The organism is Nonomuraea sp. NPDC005730 (assembly GCF_040630865.1).
GTDB lineage: Bacteria > Actinomycetota > Actinomycetes > Streptosporangiales > Streptosporangiaceae > Nonomuraea.
Window position 1 is genome coordinate 173,664 of the sequence record NZ_JBEXYK010000002.1, and the last position, 19,429, is coordinate 193,092.

General features: G+C 72.8%; 17 protein-coding genes. 10 read left to right on the forward strand and 7 right to left on the reverse strand.

Annotation, left to right across the window (positions count from 1 at the left end; all coding sequences use genetic code 11):
• Window positions 1-5: 5 nt before the first annotated feature.
• Both ABZ444_RS03465 and ABZ444_RS03470 read right to left on the reverse strand, forming a co-directional pair.
• The gene (locus tag ABZ444_RS03465) at window positions 6-665 is read right to left on the reverse strand and encodes a TrkA family potassium uptake protein (protein ID WP_357965123.1); all 660 of its coding nucleotides are present in this window, start codon (window positions 663-665) and stop codon (window positions 6-8) included.
• Entirely contained in the window at window positions 665-1,330 is a 666-nt protein-coding gene (locus ABZ444_RS03470) for a TrkA family potassium uptake protein (RefSeq protein WP_357992047.1), read from the reverse strand. The genes ABZ444_RS03465 and ABZ444_RS03470 overlap by 1 nt, the downstream gene beginning before the upstream one ends.
• A gap of 101 nt (window positions 1,331-1,431) precedes the next feature.
• Here ABZ444_RS03470 and ABZ444_RS03475 point away from each other — a divergent pair, with 101 nt between their 5' ends.
• Window positions 1,432-3,477 carry an APC family permease gene (locus ABZ444_RS03475; protein ID WP_357992050.1) on the forward strand — a complete coding sequence of 682 codons (2,046 nt, stop codon included), beginning with the start codon at window positions 1,432-1,434 and terminating at the stop codon, window positions 3,475-3,477.
• Here ABZ444_RS03475 and ABZ444_RS03480 read toward each other — a convergent pair.
• Window positions 3,464-5,104, reverse strand: coding sequence for an alpha/beta-hydrolase family protein (locus ABZ444_RS03480; protein WP_357992053.1), 1,641 nt, complete (start codon window positions 5,102-5,104; stop codon window positions 3,464-3,466). The genes ABZ444_RS03475 and ABZ444_RS03480 overlap by 14 nt on opposite strands.
• A 97-nt stretch (window positions 5,105-5,201) precedes the next feature.
• Here ABZ444_RS03480 and ABZ444_RS03485 point away from each other — a divergent pair, with 97 nt between their 5' ends.
• The 3 genes from ABZ444_RS03485 to ABZ444_RS03495 all read left to right on the forward strand — a co-directional run bounded on the left by ABZ444_RS03485 (window position 5,202) and on the right by ABZ444_RS03495 (window position 8,160).
• Window positions 5,202-6,458, forward strand: coding sequence for a class I SAM-dependent RNA methyltransferase (locus ABZ444_RS03485; RefSeq protein ID WP_357992055.1), 1,257 nt, complete (start codon window positions 5,202-5,204; stop codon window positions 6,456-6,458).
• 82 nt (window positions 6,459-6,540) lie between these two features.
• Window positions 6,541-6,948, forward strand: coding sequence for an STAS domain-containing protein (locus ABZ444_RS03490; RefSeq protein WP_357992058.1), 408 nt, complete (start codon window positions 6,541-6,543; stop codon window positions 6,946-6,948).
• 69 nt (window positions 6,949-7,017) lie between these two features.
• Complete coding sequence (locus ABZ444_RS03495) at window positions 7,018-8,160, forward strand: DUF418 domain-containing protein (RefSeq protein WP_357992061.1); 1,143 nt, start codon at window positions 7,018-7,020, stop codon at window positions 8,158-8,160.
• Between the two features lie 47 nt (window positions 8,161-8,207).
• On the opposite strand, the gene ABZ444_RS03500 is transcribed toward ABZ444_RS03495, so the two are convergent.
• From ABZ444_RS03500 to ABZ444_RS03515, 4 genes are read right to left on the reverse strand one after another with little or no spacing between them, the layout of a single operon-like run.
• The gene (locus tag ABZ444_RS03500) at window positions 8,208-8,807 is read right to left on the reverse strand and encodes a response regulator transcription factor (protein WP_125646369.1); all 600 of its coding nucleotides are present in this window, start codon (window positions 8,805-8,807) and stop codon (window positions 8,208-8,210) included.
• Window positions 8,804-9,904: a histidine kinase gene (locus ABZ444_RS03505; RefSeq protein ID WP_357992064.1), complete on the reverse strand. Its 1,101-nt coding sequence runs from the start codon at window positions 9,902-9,904 to the stop codon at window positions 8,804-8,806. The genes ABZ444_RS03500 and ABZ444_RS03505 overlap by 4 nt, the downstream gene beginning before the upstream one ends.
• Window positions 9,901-11,019 carry a histidine kinase gene (locus ABZ444_RS03510; protein ID WP_357992066.1) on the reverse strand — a complete coding sequence of 373 codons (1,119 nt, stop codon included), beginning with the start codon at window positions 11,017-11,019 and terminating at the stop codon, window positions 9,901-9,903. Before ABZ444_RS03510 ends, ABZ444_RS03505 begins: the two co-directional genes overlap by 4 nt.
• A 38-nt stretch (window positions 11,020-11,057) precedes the next feature.
• On the reverse strand, window positions 11,058-12,056 hold the full coding sequence (locus ABZ444_RS03515) for a hypothetical protein (RefSeq protein ID WP_357992069.1): 999 nt from the start codon (window positions 12,054-12,056) through the stop codon (window positions 11,058-11,060).
• A 119-nt stretch (window positions 12,057-12,175) separates the two neighbouring features.
• Between ABZ444_RS03515 and ABZ444_RS03520 the strand changes: the two genes are divergently transcribed.
• From ABZ444_RS03520 to mug, 6 genes are all read left to right on the forward strand, one after another.
• Window positions 12,176-13,090, forward strand: a complete 915-nt coding sequence (locus tag ABZ444_RS03520; RefSeq protein ID WP_357992072.1) for an LLM class F420-dependent oxidoreductase — start codon at window positions 12,176-12,178, stop codon at window positions 13,088-13,090.
• Between the two features lie 42 nt (window positions 13,091-13,132).
• Window positions 13,133-14,665, forward strand: coding sequence for a 3' terminal RNA ribose 2'-O-methyltransferase Hen1 (locus ABZ444_RS03525; RefSeq protein WP_357992075.1), 1,533 nt, complete (start codon window positions 13,133-13,135; stop codon window positions 14,663-14,665).
• A complete protein-coding gene (locus ABZ444_RS03530; RefSeq protein WP_357992078.1) occupies window positions 14,649-17,108 on the forward strand; it encodes a polynucleotide kinase-phosphatase in 2,460 nt (819 codons plus the stop codon). The genes ABZ444_RS03525 and ABZ444_RS03530 overlap by 17 nt, the downstream gene beginning before the upstream one ends.
• Window positions 17,109-17,156: 48 nt before the next feature.
• Window positions 17,157-17,282 carry a hypothetical protein gene (locus ABZ444_RS03535; RefSeq protein WP_352326762.1) on the forward strand — a complete coding sequence of 42 codons (126 nt, stop codon included), beginning with the start codon at window positions 17,157-17,159 and terminating at the stop codon, window positions 17,280-17,282.
• 85 nt (window positions 17,283-17,367) lie between these two features.
• Window positions 17,368-18,768 (forward strand): sugar porter family MFS transporter, encoded by a 1,401-nt coding sequence (locus ABZ444_RS03540; RefSeq protein WP_357992081.1) that lies wholly within the window; start codon window positions 17,368-17,370, stop codon window positions 18,766-18,768.
• Between the two features lie 31 nt (window positions 18,769-18,799).
• Complete coding sequence (gene mug, locus ABZ444_RS03545) at window positions 18,800-19,339, forward strand: G/U mismatch-specific DNA glycosylase (protein ID WP_357992084.1); 540 nt, start codon at window positions 18,800-18,802, stop codon at window positions 19,337-19,339.
• The last annotated feature ends 90 nt before the right edge of the window (window positions 19,340-19,429 follow it).

Genomic DNA, 19,429 nt, shown 5'->3' on the forward strand with positions numbered 1-19,429 from the left:
CGGGCTCAGCGCTGCGAGAGCAGGCGGGCGAGCTCCTCCTCGACCTCCTGGCTGGCCACGAACAGCAGCTCGTCGCCGGCCTCCAGGGGGTCGTCGGCGGTCGGCACCAGCACCCGGCCCTCGCGCAGGATCGCCACCAGCGCGGAGTCGACCGGCCACGGCACCGACCCGGCGCGCTGGCCCACCACCGGGGCGTCGTCGGCCAGCGTCAGCTCGACCAGGTTGGCCTGGCCCTGGCGGAAGGTCATCAGCCGCACCAGGTCGCCGACGCTGACCGCCTCCTCCACCAGCGCGCTCAGCAGCCGCGGCGTCGAGACGGCGACGTCGACGCCCCACGACTCGTTGAACAGCCACTCGTTGTTGGGGTGGTTGATGCGGGCCACCACGCGCGGCACGCCGTACTCGGTCTTGGCCAGCAGCGACACCACGAGGTTGACCTTGTCGTCGCCGGAGGAGGCCACCACGACGTGGCAGTTGCCGAGCCCGGCCTCGTCGAGCGAGGCGATCTCGCACGCGTCGGCGAGCAGCCACTCGGCGCGCGGCACGCTGTCGATCTTGATCGCGCGCGGGTCGACGTCGATGAGCAGGACCTCGTGGCCGTTCTCCAGCAGCTCGGCGGCGATGGAACGGCCCACGGCGCCCGCGCCGGCGATGGCGATGCGCATCAGTCGTCCTGTTCCGGCGCCGCGGCGAGCACCTTGTTGATCCGGTCCATGTCGTTCTCGGCCGCGATGACATGGAGCAGGTCGCCCTCCTGCACCACGGTCTCGTCCGTGATGGTCAGGGCCTCGCCCATGCGGTTGATGAAGGCCACCCGGGCGTGGGCCCGGCTCTCCAGGTCGACGACGCGGGTGGCGATCCAGGCCGGGTTGGTGGCCACCTCGGCCAGCACGACCGTGCCCGTGGGGTCGCGCCACAGCGGCTCGGCGCCCTCGGGGAGGATGCGGCGCAGGATCTGGTCGGCCGTCCAGCGGACGGTGGCCACCGTGGGGATGCCCAGCCGCTGGTAGACCTCGGCCCGCCGGGGGTCGTAGATGCGGGCCACCACGTTGTCGACGCCGAACGTCTCGCGGGCCACCCGCGCGGAGATGATGTTGGAGTTGTCGCCGCTGGAGACGGCGACGTAGGCGGCCGCCGACTCGATGCCGGCCTCGGTGAGCACGTCGCGATCGAAGCCGACGCCGGTCACCCGCCGCCCCCGGAACCCCGCGCGCAGGCGGCGGAACGCCTGCGGGTCACGGTCGATGATGGCGACGGAATGGCCGCTGTCCTCGAGGATGTGGGCGAGGGTCGAACCGACCCTGCCGCATCCCATGATCACAATATGCATACTCCCCCGCACTTCGCGGTCGGCCGGTTGCTCGACACCAGTATGGCCCGATGGGGGAGCGCCGCGTTTAGGGCATCGGCATGCGGCTAGCATCTCGTTACGTGGCGAAGGTAACGGATCTTGTCAAACGCGTGCTCGTGGGACGTGCCCTGCGAAGCGGGCAGCTCCACGAGCAACTCCTGCCCAAACGCATCGCCCTGCCGGTCTTCGCCAGTGACGCGCTGTCCTCGGTGGCCTACGCCCCGCAGGAGATTTTGGTCATCCTGTCGCTGGCGGGCGTCTCGTTCTATTCCTACAGCCCGTGGATCGCCGTCGCCGTCGTGGTGGTGATGCTCACGGTCGTGGCGTCGTACCGGCAGAACGTGCACGCCTATCCGAGCGGCGGCGGCGACTACGAGGTGGCCACCACCAACCTCGGCAAGAACGCGGGGCTCACCGTCGCCAGCGCCCTCATGGTCGACTACGTGCTGACCGTCGCCGTGTCGGTGGCCAACGGCGTCGACTACGTCGGCGCGACCATCCCGTTCGTGGCCGAGCACCGGCCCGCGATCGCCATCATCATCGTGATCCTGCTCACCGTGGTCAACCTGCGCGGCATCCGCGAGTCCGGCGCCGCCTTCGCCGTCCCCACGTACGCGTTCATGTTCGCGGTGATCGGCCTGGTCGCCTGGGGCGGCATCCGGCTGCTGGTGTTCGGCGAGGAGTTGCAGGCGCCCAGCGCCGGGTTCACCATCCGGCCCGAGCAGACGAACCTGGCCTCCTTCGCCGCGGCCTTCCTGATCCTGCGCGCCTTCTCCTCCGGCTGCGCCGCGCTGACCGGCGTCGAGGCCATCAGCAACGGCGTGCCCGCCTTCCGCAAGCCCAAGAGCAAGAACGCCGCCACGACCCTGCTCATGATGGGCCTGGTCGCCATCACCATGTTCGGCGGCATCATCGCGCTGGGGCTGGCCTCCGGCGTGCGGGTGGCCGAGCCGAGCGTCGTCGCCCGCGACCTGCTCAGGCCCGACGGCACCCCGGTCGGCGAGGGCTACTACCAGCAGCCGATCATCTCGCAGGTGGCCGACGCGGTGTTCGGCGGCGGCTCGCTGCCGTTCGTGGTGATCTCCGCGGTGACCGCGCTCATCCTGTTCCTGGCCGCGAACACCGCCTTCAACGGCTTCCCCGTGCTCGGCTCGATCCTCGCCCAGGACCGCTACCTGCCGCGCCAGCTCCACACCCGCGGCGACCGGCTGGCCTTCTCCAACGGCATCATCATCCTGGCCCTCGGCGCCTGCCTGCTGCTGTGGGGCTTCCAGGCCGACGTCAGCCGCCTGCTCAACCTCTACATCGTCGGCGTGTTCGTCTCCTTCACGCTCAGCCAGACCGGCATGGTCATCCACTGGACCCGTCATCTGAGGACGGAGACCGACCGGCAGGTCCGCCACCAGATGCACCGCTCCCGCGTGATCAATTTCTTCGGCGCCATCATGACCGGCCTGGTGCTGATCGTCGTGCTGCTGACCAAGTTCCTGGTCGGGGCGTGGATCGTGGTGATCGCGATGCCGGTGTTGTTCCTCATGATGAAGGGCATCCGCCGCCACTACGACAAGGTCGCCGCCGAGCTGGAGATCACCGACGACTACGAGCCCGCCATGCTGCCGGCCCGCAACCACGCGATCGTGCTGGTCTCCAAGATCCACAAGCCGACCATGCGGGCGCTCGCCTACGCCCGCGCCACCCGGCCCTCCTCGCTGGAGGCGATCACGGTCGGCGTCGAGGGCGAGGAGGCGCGCCAGCTGCAGGAGGAGTGGGAGCGGCGCGGCATCCCGGTGCCGCTCAAGATGCTCGACTCGCCCTACCGCGAGATCACCCAGCCCATCCTCGACTACGTCAAGACCCTGCGCCGCCGCTCGCCGCGCGACGTGGTCACCGTCTTCATCCCCGAGTACGTCGTCGGCCACTGGTGGGAGCACCTGCTGCACAACCAGAGCGCGCTGCGGCTGAAGGCCAGGCTGCTGTTCAAGCCGGGCGTCATGGTGACCAGCGTGCCCTGGCAGCTCCACTCCTCCGACCGGCTCAAGGGCCGGCCCGAGCCGTACGCGCCGGGCGCGGTGCGCCGTCCCTGGCACCAGACCGTCAAGGACGAGGGGCAGATCAAGGCGCGCTGACCAGCGCCCGCAGCCGCCACGTGTCGGACGCCGTCCAGCCCCGCGGCGCGGCGACGGCGGCCCACCCGTCCACGATGTTGGCGCCGTAGCGGTGGCCGTGGCCGGGCGGCACGGACATCGCCGCCGTCATGTCCACCAGCACCTGCCAGAACGTCACCAGCGGGAACCAGTTCATCTGCGGGTTCACCCCGGGCCCCCGCGCGCCCTCCAGCCAGGCGGGCCGGTGGTAGATCAGCGTGGGCGACCACCACACGACCGGGTCGGTGGCGTTCTGCAGGTAGACCACGCGCGGGGAGAGCCACGGGCTCCGGGGACGCCACAGGTCGGCCGGGAGCTGGGCGAAGCGCGCCGTCCTGCCGCCCTGGTAGACCGGCCGCCAGACGGGGGTGCCGGGGTCGCGGTGGGTGGTGAGGTGGTCCCAGATGTGGTTGGCGTTGGGCGGGCCGACGAACAGCGCGCCGTCGGTACGGCCGACCAGGTCGGTCAGGTCGCGGAAGGAGTTCTCCAGCTCGTAGGAGCCGAGGCTCTCGCCGGCGACCAGCAGCCGGGGCCGCCGGCCGGGCGGGAGCCGGTCCCACCTGGCGCGCACCGCCTCGAACAGGGCCCGCCCGGCGGCCGCCGCCTTGTGCCGGTCGGCCAGGAACGACACCCAGCTCGGCAGGTAGGAGTACTGCACCGCGACCATGGCGGTGTCGCCGTTGTACATGAACTCCAGCGAGTCGGCGATGTGCTGGTCGACCCAGCCGGTGCCGGTGGTGCCGAGCACCGCGAGCACCGGACGGCCGAAGCCGCCCGTCCGTTCCAGCTCCCGTACGGCCACCGCGGCCTGCTGCCGGGGTGAGGAGGTGGCGCCGAGGCCGACGTACACGCGGATGGGCTCGGTCGCCGGCCGGCCGGAGAAGGCGGTCAGCTCGGCGACCGTGGAGGCGGTGCCGGTGAAGCGGCGGCCCTCGCGGCCCAGGGAGTCCCAGGCCACCAGCGACCCCGGCCCGCCGGACACCTTGGCCGAGCCCGGCCTGCGCACGCCCGGATGGGTGCCCTCGTTGGTGACCGAGGAGACGTCGCTCATCGTGTTGAGGAACCCCGAGAACAGCACGTCGTCGGCGAACACCGCGACCACGGAGGCGACGATCAGCACGCCGGCGATGTGGCCCACGTAGGCGGGGACGTACCGGTCGAGCCAGTCGATCAGCTTGCGCCCGGCCAGGCGGACGAGGCGGGCCAGCAGCAGGCACAGCGCGAAGAGCGTGACCGCCACCGCGAGGATCACCGGCGGGAACCAGGTGATCCGGGTGTCCATGCCCATGAGCGCCCGCACGTCGCGCTGCCAGTCGATGCTGTACCAGAGGGCCACCACGGTCAGCCCCGAGCAGCCGCCGACCATGATCTGCCAGGCGGCCCGCCGCCCACGCTCCGGCAGCCGGTACGGGATCGCCGCCCGCCCCAGCGCGCCTGCCGTGGCCCCCACGCCGTAGCCGAGGATGCCGGTGACCGCGCCCATCACGCCCTGGAACAACCACGTGCGCGGCAGCAGCGAGGGCGTCAGCGAGGCGCAGGCGAACAGCACGGCCAGCAGCGTGCCCCCGAATCCGAGCCGCCGGCGCACCACCCGACTTCTGTCCATCATCACCCACAGTAGTGACTCAAGTCCGGAAAGTGGGCCTCCGGGGCGCCGGGCGGGGCACGAGGACGTCGCCCGTGGCGGCTCACCATAGGGTGGGGGTGTGGAACAGGCATCTCTGGAGCTGACGGTCGGTCCGGTCGCGCATGGCGGCTGGTGTGTGGCACGCCATGAAGGGCGGGTGGTCTTCGTCCGGCACGCGTTGCCCGGCGAACGGGTGATCGCCGACGTGACCGAGGAGACCACCCGGTTCCTGCGCGCCGACGCCGTGGAGATCCTGGAGCCCTCGCCCGACCGCGTCGTCCCGCCCTGCCAGTACGCCGGCCCCGGCCGCTGCGGCGGCTGCGACTGGCAGCACGCCACTCTTGAGGCGCAGCGCCGGCTCAAGGCCCAGGTCGTGGCCGAGCAGCTGCACCGGCTGGCGGGCATCGAGCGCGAGGTCGTCGTGGAGGAGGTGCCCGGCGCCAAAGACGGGCTCGGCTGGCGCACCCGCGTGCAGTTCGCCGCCACGCCCGCCGGGGAGCTGGGCTTCCGCCGGCACCGCTCGCACGACATCGAGGTCGTCGACGCCTGCCTGATCGCCCATCCCGAGGTCGAGGCGGTCGCCGCCGAAGACCACGAGTGGCCCGGCGCGGCCGGCATCGAGGTCATCGCCTCCGCCGGCGGCGACCGTGCCGTGGTGGTCTCGCCGCGCCCGCGGCGCAGCGTGAGCGTGCCGGAGCTCGACGCGCCCGCCTCGATCCTGCTCGACCAGGGCAAGGGCCGCACGGTGCCGCGCCGCGGCTCCGGCGTGCTCCACGAGCACGCGGGCGACCGCGAGTTCCGGGTCGCGGGCAGCGGCTTCTGGCAGATCCACCCGGGGGCGGCCGAGACGCTGCTCGACGCGGTGCTGGCCTACGCCGCGCCCGAGCCGGGGGAGTGGGCGCTCGACCTCTACTGCGGGGTCGGCCTGTTCGCGGCCGGGCTGGCCGAGGCGGTCGGGCCGGAGGGCGCGGTGTTCGGGCTGGAGTCCGACGCGGCGGCCGTCCGCGACGCCCGCGCCAACCTGCGCGACCTGCCGCAGGCCAGGGTCGAGCGCGGCCGGGTCGAGGAGGCGCTCGACCGGTTCCAGATCGAGCGCGCCGACCTCGTGGTGGTCGACCCGCCGCGGTCGGGCCTCGGGCGCGAGGTGGTGGAGCGCGTCGCGGGGCTGGAGGCGCTGCGCATCGTCTACGTCTCCTGCGACCCGGCGACGCTGGCCAGAGACCTCAAGTGGCTGGGCGAGCGGGGCTACGAGCTGACCGACCTGCGCGCCTTCGACGCCTTCCCGATGACCCACCACGTCGAGTGCGTGGCGCTGCTGGTCGCCGGGCGGCGCTGACGGATGCCGTCCGGCCAAGGCGTGACCTCATCGTGACGGTTTGCCGGAACGCCGGGCGGGTGAAGCTGTCTATCGTGCATCCATGGTCGCCTCCGGAGGCGCGGGCCGTCCAGGATCGGACAGGCCGCCGATGACGCCGCTGACGATGAGCCATCGGCATCTGCCCGGCGTGACCGTGATCGAGGTGTGCGGTGAGGTCGACGCGACCAACCACGCCCGATTACGGGAGCACGTCCGGCAGGCCAGGGCGCGTCCGGCCGATCACGTGGTGTTCGACCTGAGCGCGATGACGTTCATGGACAGCTCGGGGCTGCACGCCCTGCTCGCCTGCCACCAGGAGGCACGCACGCACGACGCGCGGGTCTACCTCGCGGCCCCGCAGGGCGCCCCCGCCCGGCTGCTGGAGATCACCGGGGTCGACGCGCACCTGCCGGTCTACCCCACGGCCGACGCCGCCGTGGCCGCCGCCGCGGCCGATCCGCCCCGCTGAGCCTTTGGTCACGCCCGCCCAGACCAAGGACGGACGCGCCGCGCGGGGAGGCGTCCCTAGCGTCGGGGCATGACGCAAACCACCCTCGCCGGGCGCGTTCAGGAGATCGACGCCGTCCGCGGGTTCGCGCTGGCGGGCATCCTGGTCGCGAACATCGGCTTCCTGGCCGACCCGGGGTACGCGCTGTCGGGCGCCATGCCCATCCCCGACGGGCCCGTGGCCCTGGCGATCACGGCCTTCGTGCTGACGAAGTTCTACATCATCTTCTCGTTCCTGTTCGGGTACTCCTTCACGCTGCAGATGCGGGCGGCCGAGCGGGCGGGGGCGAGCGTACGGGCCAGGACGTTGCGCCGCTGCCTGGCCCTGTTCGTCATCGGGCTGGCCCACGGCCTGCTGCTGTGGATCGGCGACATCCTCACCCTGTACGCCGCGCTCGGCGTGGTCCTGCTGGCCCTGCGCGGGCTCAGACCCCGGACGGCCGTCATCGCCGGATCCTCGATCATCGGCGCGCTGACCCTGCTCTGGCTGGCCCTCGCCTGGCTGTCCACCCTCGACCCGGCCGCCGGGCAGCCCGCCGCGGCCGACCCGGCGGCGGCCGCCCGCGTGCTGGGCCTGGCCACCGGCGGTCCGCTGGACTTCCTGACGATGCAGACCGAGCTCTATCCGCCGCTCGTGGCCATGATCTGGCTCTTCCAGGGGCCGACCGCGCTGGCCATGTTCCTGTTCGGGCTCGCGGCCGGCAAGTCCAGGCTGCTGGAGGACATCGGGCGCCGGCCCCGCCTGCTGTCCCGCGTCCAGTGGGCCGGCTTCGGCGTCGGCCTGCCCGGCGGCCTGCTGTACGCCTGGACGTCCGGCCGGACCGGCGCGGTCGAGCTGCTCGGCGGCGCGGTCAACACGCTCACCTCGATCCTGCTGGCCGCCGCCTACGTCGCCACCCTGCTCCGGCTGATCGGCCGCTTCCCGGCGGCGGGCCGCGTCCTGGCCGCGCCGGGACGACTGGCCGCCTCCAACTACGTCGGCCAGTCGCTGCTCATCGCCCTGGTCTTCACCGGGTACGGCCTCGCCCTCGCGGGCAGGCTGTCGCCGATCGCGGTGATGGGCGTCGCCCTGGTGATCTACACCGTGCTCGTGTGGGCGAGCGCACGCTGGCTGCGCACCCACCGCCACGGCCCGGTGGAGTACGTGCTGCGCCGGGTCACCCACTGGCGCTGAGGTCACCGGCGCTGAGGTCACTGGCGCCGAGGTCACCGGCGCCGAGGTCAGAGCCAGCCCATGCGCTGGGCGGTGCGGATCGCCTCCAGCCGGTTCTGGGCGTTGAGCTTGGTCATGGCGCTGGACAGGTAGTTGCGCACCGTGCCCTCGGTGAGGTGGAGCTCGCCGGCGATCCTGGAGATCGTCGCCCCGTCGCCCGCCAGGCGCAGCGCGTCGCGCTCCCGTTCGGTCAGCGGGCTGTCGCCGGCGGCCATCGCGGCGGCGGCCAGCTCGGCGTCCAGGTAGCGGCCGCCGGCCATGACCTTGCGGATCGCCATCGCCAGCTCCTCGGCGGAGGCGTCCTTGCCCAGGAAGCCGCTCACGCCGGCGGCCATCGCCCGGCGCAGGTAGCCGGGGCGGCCCAGGCTGGTCAGGATGACGATCTTGCATTGCGCGCTGATCCGCTCGGCGGCGCTCAGGCCGTCCATGCCGGGCATCTCGATGTCCAGCACGGCCACGTCGGGGCGGTGTTCGGCGACCGCGTCCACGACCTCGTCGCCCCGGCCCACCTGGGCCACGACCTCGATGCCGTCCTCCAGGTCGAGCAGGGCGGCGATCGCGCCGCGGATCAGGTGCTCGTCGTCGGCGAGCAGCACGCGGGTGGTCATGCCGGCACCGCCGCGCGCAGCAGGTAGCCGCCGTCGGGCGTCGGCTCGGCCCGCAGCACGCCGCCCGCCGCGCCGACCCGTTCGGCCAGGCCCGCCAGCCCGTTGGCCGCGTGCTCGCCCACCGGGCCGCTCACCCCGTCGTTGGACATCTCCAGGACCCCGTTCTCGATCGTGATCGTGCAGCGTTCGGCCTTGCTGTGCTTGAGCACGTTGGTGGCGCCCTCGCGGACGACGGTGGCGAGCAGGGTGCGCGCCTCCGGGGCCAGCGCCGTGGTGTCGGCCCGTACCGTGCAGCGGACCTCGGCCGCCTCCAGCACCGCCCGGACGCTGGACAGCACCTCGTCCAGGTCGAGCGCCCGGTAGTTCTGGACCACGGCCCGTACCTCGCGCAGCGACCGCCTGGCCAGGTCGCGCACCTCGAACATGGCCCGCTCGGCGGCGGCCGGGTCGCCGGGCAGCGAGTCGGCGGCGCGGGCGGTCCTGGCCGAGACGTCGGCGAGGCTCTGCCCGAGCAGGTCGTTGAGGTCGCGGGCGAAGCGCAGCCGTTCCTCCGAGACCGCCAGCCTGGACCTGGCCTCCTGCCCCTCGTGCGCCTCCTTGGCCACCCGCCACAACCACAGGTTCGCCAGCACGCCGCCCACGCCGAGCCCGCTGAACACGGTCAGGATCGCGACCGCCGACAACATCTCCACGGGCAGGCCCATGGTCAGCGCGAGCACGAGGACGAGGACGGCGATCCAGCCGACCGACAACGTGACGATCGTCCGCCGGCGGACGAAGGGGGCGAGCATCGCCAGCCACACCGGCACGGTGTACAGGATCGTGCCGGCCGCGAGGACCAGCGCGAGCACCCCGGCGACGGCCAGCAGCGCCGTCGGGCGGGGGCCGCCGCGCACGGCGATCCGGAACGGCCGCGTGGCCAGCGCCATGAAGACCAGCAGCAGCACGCCGGCGGCCACGAACACCTGCCAGGGCAGATCGACGCTCTGCCCGAGGAGGTACAGGTTGTAGAAGCCGGTCGCGGACACCAGCAGGATGATGTCGGTGGAGTAGACGATCAGCCAGCGGACCTTGTCCAGCCGGGTCGGCCGCCTCACGCGGGCACCGCCGCGCGCAGCAGGAACTCGCCGGTGGGCGTCGGGGCGGCCGAGAGCGAGCCGCCCGCCGTGGTCAGGCGCTCCGACAGGCCGCGCAGGCCGCTGCCCGGGGCCGCGGAGAGGTTCTTGACGCCGTCGTTGCGCATCTCCAGCACGCCGCCCTCGATCGTGATCGCGCAGGTGGTGGCCGAGCTGTGCTTGAGCACGTTCGTGCCGCCCTCGCGCACGACCCACGCCAGCAGCGCGCGCCCGGCGGGGGACAGGTCGCCGGCCCTGGTCTCGATCAGGCAGCGGGCGCCGGTCGCCTCCAGCGCCGCCCGTACGCCGGCCAGCTCGGTGTCCAGGTCGAGCGTGTGGTAGCCGTCGACGGCCAGTTGCACCTCGGCCAGCGAGCCGTGGGCCAGCCTGCGCACCTCGTCCATCTCGGCGAGGGCCCTGGCCTGGTCCTTGGTCGACAACTTGGCCGCCAGCTCGCTCTTCAGCGTGATCACCGACAGGCTGCGGCCGAGCAGGTCGTGCAGGTCGCGGGCGAAGCGCAGGCGTTCCTCGGCGATGGCCAGGCGGGCCTTGGCCTCCTGGCCGTCGTTGGCGTCCCTGATCGTCCACCAGAGCCAGCGCCACAGCAGCATGGCCGCGACCATGAGCGCGCAACTGGCCGCCTCGGGGATCAGCGTGCCGGCCCAGGACCGGCCGGTGATCAGCACGACGTACGCGCTGACCAGGACGGTCACGGCGGCGCCCAGGCAGGCCGTGGCCCACAGCGGCAGGTAGAACGCGACCACCGACACCCACAGGACGCCGGTCTCCAGCCAGGTGGCCGTGCTCGCCATCTCGTCGTGCGGCAGCAGCAGCACCGAGCCGGTCGCGCACACCCCGGACAGCAGCAGCTTCGCCGTGGGCCGCGGCCGGTCGTCGAAGGCGGCCCGCAGCAGGGAGGGGAACAGCGTGAACTGGCCCGCCAGGAAGGCGATCGCGAGCAGCGCCTGCGGGACGCCCATCAGGCCGCGCGTGGTGTAGATGAGGACGAGGGTCACGAACACCAGGCCCAGGAGGGTGATCATGGCGTCCATCCAGTAGATGAGGATCTTGCGCGCGCTCTCGGCACGGCTCGCCATCGTCTCCCCCACCCCCTGGATTCGGAGAAAATCCTATGTCAGGAGTGGGTCTTCCAGAGAATGCGGGATATTTCCGGTTTGGGGGGTGCGCCGCGCAGCGACAACCAGGCCAGCCCGTGCCGCACGGCGTACTCCGACAACTTGCGGGCCTCCGGCTCGTCCAGATCGCCGGCCCTGGCGAGCACCGGGGTCAGGGCGAGCCGCTCCCACAGCTGCTCCTCGCCGGGCAGGCCGTAGGCCCGCGCGAGCTGCCCGGCCGCCGCCCGCACGGCCGATCCCAGCCTGCGCAGCCGCCCCTGAGGCCCGGTACGCGGCTCCATCTCGGCCAGCAGCTCGACGGCGTCCACCCGGACGCCCTCCCGCCGGGTCGCGCGCAGCACGGCCAGGTCGGCCGCGTCCAGCCCGTCCGGTGTCAGGCGCAGGGTGAAGAAGACCCGCAGCGGGCGTTCCCCTTGCAGGGCGCGCAGCGCCCGCGCCCTGCGCAGCGCGGCGGCCGTGCCGGCGTCGCGGATCTCGAACCCCGCCGCGGCGGCCCCGAACGCGCCGACCGCCTTGCGGTAGGCGGTGGCCAGGCCGCCCGGCCTGGCGCACGTGACGGCCGGGTCGTCCCCGCCGGGCCCGCCGAACACCGGGAAGGCGTCGCCGCCCGCCGCCCTCAGCCGTCCGAGCCCGGCGGCCACCGGGTCGCCTTCCGGCCGCGACGGCCCGGCCCACCGGACGAGGCAGCCGTCGCCGTCCGCGACGAGATGGCCGAGCGCGTACCGGGCGACGCCGGTGCCGCGCGACTCGGCCGCCAGGTCGAACCCCGGGTCGCGGGCGGTGTCGACGAACCCCACGAACGAACCCGGCGGCTGCTGGACCGCCACCGGCCGCTCCGGCGGCGCGAAGCGGGCGGGGGCGGGGCTGGACGGCGGCGCGGGCTCGGCACCCGCGGGCAACATCCGGATCGCCAGGCCCGTGGCTCCGGCGAGCACGAGCGCGGCGAGCACCGCCAGCGGGCGGGGGAGCGTGCCGGACTCTCTTGCTTTCCGCGACATATGCCACCCATCGTGATCGATCGGCTACTTTCAGCGGTTGCTGGTGAAGGTAGCAAGCGTTCGCCGGACGGCGCGGGGCTTTTCCGGTCGCCGTCCGATGTGGGCGGATAATGAGCCTCATGAAGCTGCGGATCTTCACCGAGCCCCAGCAGGGCGCCACCTATGACGACCTGCTCGCCGTCGCCCAGGCCGCGGAAGGCCTGGGGTTCGACGCCTTCTTCCGGTCCGACCACTACCAGCGCATCGGCCCCGGCGACCCCGGCGCCGGCTCCACCGACGCCTGGGTGACGCTCGGCGCCCTGGCCAGGGAGACCTCCACGATCAGGCTCGGCACGCTGGTGACGCCGGCCACGTTCCGGCTGCCCGGCCCGCTGGCGATCAGCGTGGCCCAGGTCGACCAGATGAGCGGCGGCCGGGTCGAGCTGGGTTTCGGCACCGGCTGGTTCGACGGGGAGCACTCCGCGTACGGCATCCCGTTCCCGCCGCTCGGCGAGCGGTTCGGCCGCTTCGAGGAGCAGCTGGAGATCGTCACGGGCCTGTGGACGGCGAAGGACTCCTACTCCTTCGAGGGCCGCTACTACCGGCTGGTCGACTCGCCGGCGCTGCCCAAGCCGGTCCAGCGGCCCCGGCCACCGGTGATCATCGGCGGCTTCGGCGCCAAGCGCACGCCCCGGCTGGCGGCCACCTACGCCGACGAGTACAACGTGCCGTTCCGCACCCTGGCCGACACCGGGCAGGCGTTCACGCGGGTGCGGGAGGCGGCCGACGAGGCGGGCCGCGGCCTGATCCTGTCGGCGGCGCAGACCGTCGTCGTGGGCGCCGACCAGGCCGAGATCGAGCGGCGCGCCGCCGCCATCGGCCAGGACCCCGGCTTGCTGCGCGAGGGCGGCCTGTGCGGCACCCCCGACGAGGTGCTGGCCAAGCTGGGCGCCTTCGCCAAGCTCGGGGCCGAGCGGGTCTACCTCCAGGTCCTCGACCTGGCCGACCTGGAGCACCTGGAGCTCATCGCCGCCGAGGTGTTGCCGCACGTGTAATTCCGTTGGCGGTGCTTCGTCCGGCTGCGGCACACTTGGGACGTGCTGCTGACGATCACGACCACCGCCGCGCCGGCCACCGACCTGGGCTTCCTCCTGCACAAGCATCCCGAGCGCGTGCAGGAGTTCGGCCAGTCGTTCGGCACGGCCACGGTGTTCTACCCGGAGGCGGGCGAGGAGCGCTGCACGGCGGCCCTCCTGCTGGAGGTCGACCCGATCGCGCTGGTCCGCTCGCGCGGCCGGAACTCGCCCGACTTCAGCCTGTCGCAGTACGTCAACGACCGCCCGTACGCGGCCTCGTCGTTGCTGGCCGTCGCGCTCGCCGACGTCTTCCGCACCGCGCGGGCCGGCCGCTGCAAGGCCCGCCCCGAGCTGCCGGGCACCCCGCTGCCGCTGGAGATCCGGCTGCCCGCGCTGCCCTGCCGGGGCGGCCCTGAACTGGCCCGGCGGCTGTTCGAGCCGCTGGGGTGGGCGGTGGAGGCGCGGTCGCTGCCGCTCGACGAGGGTTTCCCCGAGTGGGGCGAGTCCCGGTACGTGCGGCTCACCCTGCGCGGCACCGTGCTGCTGGCCGACGCGCTCAACCACCTCTACGTGCTGCTCCCCGTGCTCGACGACGGCAAGCACTACTGGATGGCCTCCGACGAGATCGACAAGCTGGTCAGGGCGGGGGCGGGCTGGCTCGGCGGGCATCCGGAGCGCGGCCTGATCGCCCGGCGTTACTTCGGGCGGCGCTGGGCGCTGGCCCGCACGGCGCTGACCAGGCTGGCCGAGCTGGGCGACGAGACCGAGGAGGAGCTGGAGCCGGCGCTCGCCGAGGAGGCCCCCGCCGGGGAGACCGCGGCCGACGAGGCCGCCGTCGCCGAAGCCGAGGCCGTCGCCGAAGCCGAGGCCGAGGGCGCTGCGGAAGCCGCCGCCCAGGGGGACGTCCCGGAAGGCGGGGCCCAGGAGGCGGGCGCGGCGCGGAAGGCGCGGCCGCTCAACACGCTGCGGCGCGAGGCCGTGCTGCGCAGGCTCGAAGAGCTCGGCGCGGTCAGCGTGATCGACCTGGGCTGCGGGCAGGGCGAGCTGGTCGCCGCGCTGCTGGCCAGGCCCAGGTTCGCGCGCGTCGCCGGCATGGACGTCTCCTCCCTGGCGCTCACCATCGCCGCCCGCAGGCTGCGCCTGGACCGCATGCCCGACAGCAAGCGGGCCCGGCTCACGCTGTTCCAGGGCGCGCTCACCTACACCGACAAGCGCCTGGCGGGCTACGACGCCGCCGTGCTCATGGAGGTCGTCGAGCACGTCGACCCGCCGCGCCTGGCCGCGCTCGAACGCGTCGTGTTCGGCCGCGCCCGCCCGCGCCACGTGCTCGTCACCACCCCCAACATCGAGCACAACGTGCGCTACGAGTTCCTGACCGGCCTGCGCCACCCCGACCACCGCTTCGAGTGGACGCGGGCCGAGTTCGCCGCCTGGGCCGGCCGGGTGGCCGCCCAGTACGGCTACCACGTCGCCGTCGAACCCGTCGGCGAGGACGACCCCGAGGTCGGCCCGCCCACCCAGATGGGAGTCTTCACCCGTGATCAGCGTTCCTGAGCTGTCCCTCGTGGTGCTCGTCGGCGTCTCCGGCAGCGGCAAGTCCACCTTCGCGCGCCGCCACTTCAAGCCCACGCAGGTCATCTCCTCCGACTTCTGCCGCGGCCTGGTGTCCGACGACGAGAACGACCAGGCCGCCACGCCGGCGGCGTTCGACCTGCTGCACCACATCGTCGGCGTCCGCCTGGCCAGGGGCCTGTTCACCGTCGTGGACGCCACCAACGTCCAGTACCCCGCCCGCAAGAGCCTCATCGAGCTGGCCAGGAAGCACGACGTGCTGGCCGACGCCATCGTGCTGGACACGCCCGAGGAGGTGGCGATCGAGCGCAACGCCGCGCGTCCCGACCGCGACTTCGGCCCCGGCGTGGTGATCCGCCAGCGCAAGGAGCTGCGCCGCTCGCTGTCCAAGATCTCCGCCGACGGCTTCCGGCGGGTGCACGTGCTGCGCGGCCAGGAGGAGATCGACAACGCCCAGATCACCTACGAGAAGGCGTGGTCGGACCGGACCGAGCTGACCGGCCCGTTCGACATCATCGGCGACGTGCACGGCTGCCGCTCGGAGCTGGAGACGCTGCTGGCCAAGCTCGGCTGGCAGGGCCTGGCCCACCCCGAGGGCCGCACCGCCGTGTTCGTCGGCGACCTGGTCGACCGCGGGCCCGACACGCCGGGCGTGCTGCGCCTGGTCATGGACATGGTCGAGGCGGGCACCGCGATCTGCGTGGCCGGCAACCACGAGCAGAAGCTCGTGCGCGCACTGAACGGCCGCAAGGTCACCGTCGCCCACGGCCTGCGCGAGTCGCTGGACCAGCTCGCCGCCGGGCCGCCCGAGTTCGCCGAGCGGGCTCGGACGTTCATGGACGGCCTGCTCAGCCACTACCGCCTGGACGGCGGCCGGCTCGTCGTCGCGCACGCCGGGCTGAAGGAGTCCTACCACGGCCGCGCCTCCAAGCGCGTCCGCGCCTTCGCCCTGTACGGCGACACCACCGGCGAGACCGACGAGTACGGCCTGCCGGTCCGCTACCCGTGGGCCGACGAGTACCGCGGGCGGGCCATGGTCGTCTACGGCCACACGCCCACGGTCACCCCCGAGTGGATCAACAACACGATCTGCCTGGACACCGGCTGCGTCTTCGGCGGCCACCTGACCGCGCTGCGCTACCCCGAGCGCGAGATCGTCCAGGTGCCGGCCGAGCAGGTCTGGTACGAGCCGGCCAAGCCGCTCGGCGACCCCGCCCGCGAGCCCGGCATGCTCGACGTCGGCGACGTGATCGGCACCCGGCACGTCGAGACCCGCTTCGGCGGCCGGGTCAAGGTGCTGGAGCAGAACGCGGCCGCCGCGCTGGAGGTCATGAGCCGGTTCGCGGTCGACCCGAGCTGGCTGGTCTACCTGCCGCCGACGATGGCGCCGCCGGAGACGTCCAGGCTCGACGGCTACCTGGAGCACCCGCACGAGGCGTTCGAGGAGTTCGCCGCGGCGGGGGTGAGCGAGGTCGTGTGCGAGGAGAAGCACATGGGCTCGCGGGCCGTCGCCGTGCTGGCCAGGACGCCCGAGGTCGCCGCGGCCCGGTTCGGCGTGGCCGACGGCAGCGCGGGCGCGGTCTTCACGCGTACCGGGCGGCCGTTCTTCCGGGACATGACGCCGCTGGTCGAGGCGGTGCGCGCGGCCTGCGAGCCGCTGTGGGAGGAGCTGCGCTCCGACTGGGTCGTGCTCGACTGCGAGCTGCTGCCCTGGTCGGCCAAGGCGGGCGAGCTGATCAGGTCGCAGTACGCCTCCGTCGGCGCCGCCGCGCGGGCCGCGCTGCCGGAGGCCGTCACGGCTCTGGAAGCGGCGGCCGGACGCGGGCTGGATGTGGGTGGGTTGTTGGCCCGCACCCGACGCCGCTCCGACAACGCTGCCCTGTTCCGCGACGCCTATGCGCGCTACTGCTGGCCGGTGGACGGGCTCGACGGGATCAGGCTGGCGCCGTTCCAGATCCTGGCCTGCGAGGGGCGGGCCACGGCGCTGGAGCCGCACGCCTGGCACCTGTCCACGCTGGCGCTGCTCGACTCGCCGCTGATCGCGCCGACCAGGAACGTGTCGGTCACGCTTGACTCGCCGGAGTCCAGGGCCGCGGCCACCGCGTGGTGGGAGGCGCTGACCGCCGCCGGGGGAGAGGGCATGGTGGTCAAGCCGGCCACGTACGTGCCCGGCCGGGTGCAGCCAGGCGTGAAGGTGCGCGGCCGGGAGTACCTGCGGATCATCTACGGGCCCGACTACACCGAGTCCCTCGACGTGCTGCGCCGCCGCTTCCTGGGCAAGAAGCGCTCGCTCGCGCTGCGCGAGTACGCCCTCGGCCTGGAGGCGCTGTCGCGCCTGGCGGACGGCGAGGCGGGCTGGCGGGTGCACGAGCCGGTCTTCGCGGTGCTCGCCCTGGAGTCCGAGCCGGTGGACCCGCGCCTGTGACCCCAGCCCCGTCCCCGTGAGGGAGCCTTTCCCGAGAAGGAGAACGTGATGACCGCCGACCGCCACCGTCCCGGCTACGTCCGGCGCGCTCTCGGGCGCGCGCTGCTGCGGTACGCCGTGGCGGTGGTGGTGGCGGTCGTCGTGATCGCGGTCTTCTGGCTGACCCGGGCCTGACGTCCGGTTTGTGGCAAGGTTGGGTAAGCGCCGCGCTACACAGGTGATCTCCGGGTAGGTCCCCGATCACGGGGAAGGGACCTGCATGGCAACTCGGTACACCCATCACGAGCATCTGGGCCACGTCGTCTTCATCACCGCGGCGGCGGCCATCGGCGGGTTCCTGTTCGGATACGACAGCTCGGTCATCAACGGCGCGGTCACCGGCATCCAGCGGCACTTCGACGTGGGAGCGGTCCAGATCGGCTTCGTCGTGGCCATCGCGCTGCTCGGGTCCGCGCTCGGGGCCTGGATCGGCGGCGGGCTGGCCGACCGGTGGGGGCGCACCCGGTCGATGCAGGTGGCCGCGGGCCTGTTCACGGTCAGCTCGATCGGGCAGATGTTGCCGTTCGCCATCTGGGACCTGGGGTTGTGGCGGGTCATCGCGGGCTTCGCGATCGGCATGGCCTCGGTGCTCGGGCCGGCCTACATCGCCGAGGTCGCGCCACCCGCCTACCGGGGGCGGCTGGGCTCGTTCCAGCAGCTCGCCATCGTGCTCGGCATCGCGGTCTCGCAGCTCGTCAACTACCTGATCGCCGAGCTCGCCGGCGGCGACGTCAACAACCGCCTGTGGGGGCTGCAGGCGTGGCAGTGGATGCTGGGCGCCTGTGCCGTCCCGGCCCTGCTCTACCTGCTGTTCGCCTCGACCATCCCCGAGTCGCCGCGCTACCTGATCATGTCGGGACGGTCGCGGAAGGCCCGCGAGGTGCTGGCCGAGGTCGAGGGCGACGACGTGGACCTCGACGCCCGGATCGCCGAGATCCAGCACGTGCTGCGGACCGAGCGCGTGCCGGGGCTGAAGGACCTGCGCGGGAGCGCGCTCGGCCTGCTGCCGATCGTCTGGGTCGGCATCGTCCTGTCGGCGTTCCAGCAGCTGGTCGGCATCAACGTGATCTTCTACTACTCGTCGGTGTTGTGGCAGTCGGTGGGCATCAACCAGAGCAACTCGCTGCTGATCAGCTTCTCCAGCTCGATCATCAACATCATCGGCACGTTCATCGCGATCGCGCTGGTCGACCGGATCGGCCGCAAGCCGCTGCTGCTCGTCGGCTCGGCCGGCATGGCGATCGCGCTGGGCACCGCGGCGTGGGCGTTCAGCGCGTCGCGGGAGGTCGGCGGCGTGGTCTCGCTGCCGAGCCCGCAGGGGCCGATCGCGCTCGTCGCGGCCAACGTGTTCGTGCTGTTCTTCGCCCTGTCGTGGGGCGTGGTGGTCTGGGTGCTGCTCGGCGAGATGTTCCCCAACCGCATCCGCGCCGCCGCGCTCGGCGTCGCCGCCGCCGCGCAGTGGATCGCCAACTGGCTGATCACGGTCTCGTTCCCGGCGCTGTCGGAGTGGAACCTGCCGCTCACCTACGCCATGTACGCCCTGTTCGCCGCGCTGTCCTTCCTCTTCGTCACCAAATGGGTCAAGGAGACCAAGGGCCGCAAGCTGGAAGACATGGGCTGACCACGCCGCGGAGTGGGCTAACCTCCGGCACGTGCTTGTCGACGTGCTCGGTCCCGGCCTGAACGTGCTCTTCTGCGGCATCAACCCCGGCCTGATGTCGGAGGCCACCGGCCACCACTTCGCCCGGCCGGGCAACAGGTTCTGGCCCGCGCTCCACCTGTCCGGCTTCACGCCGCGCCTGCTGGCCCCCGCCGAGCAGCACCTGCTCCCCTCGTACGGGCTGGGCATCACGAACATCGTCCCCCGGGCCAGCGCCAAGGCGGCGGAGCTGACCAAGGAGGAGCTGCTGGCGGGCGGCCGGCAGCTGGCGGAGAAGGTGGCCGAGCTGGGGCCGGAGGTGCTGGCCGTGCTCGGCATCTCGGCGTACCGGACGGCCTTCGCGCGGCCCAAGGCGGTCATCGGCCCCCAGCCCGAGCGGGTCGGCGAGGCCCGCGTGTGGGTGCTGCCGAACCCGAGCGGGCTCAACGCCCACTGGACCGTCGCCACGATCGCCGGGGAGATGGCCCGCCTGCGCGCCTCGCCGGCCCGGCCGCGCGGAGGGGCGCCGGCGCCAGGAACGGGCGGTCGCTGAGCTGCGCTCGTAGCCGGATCCAAGTCACGCACAAGCCTTGATCGCTAGATACGTACCCGGTTCGTTGTGTCTTCGCACTGGGGGGGTCTG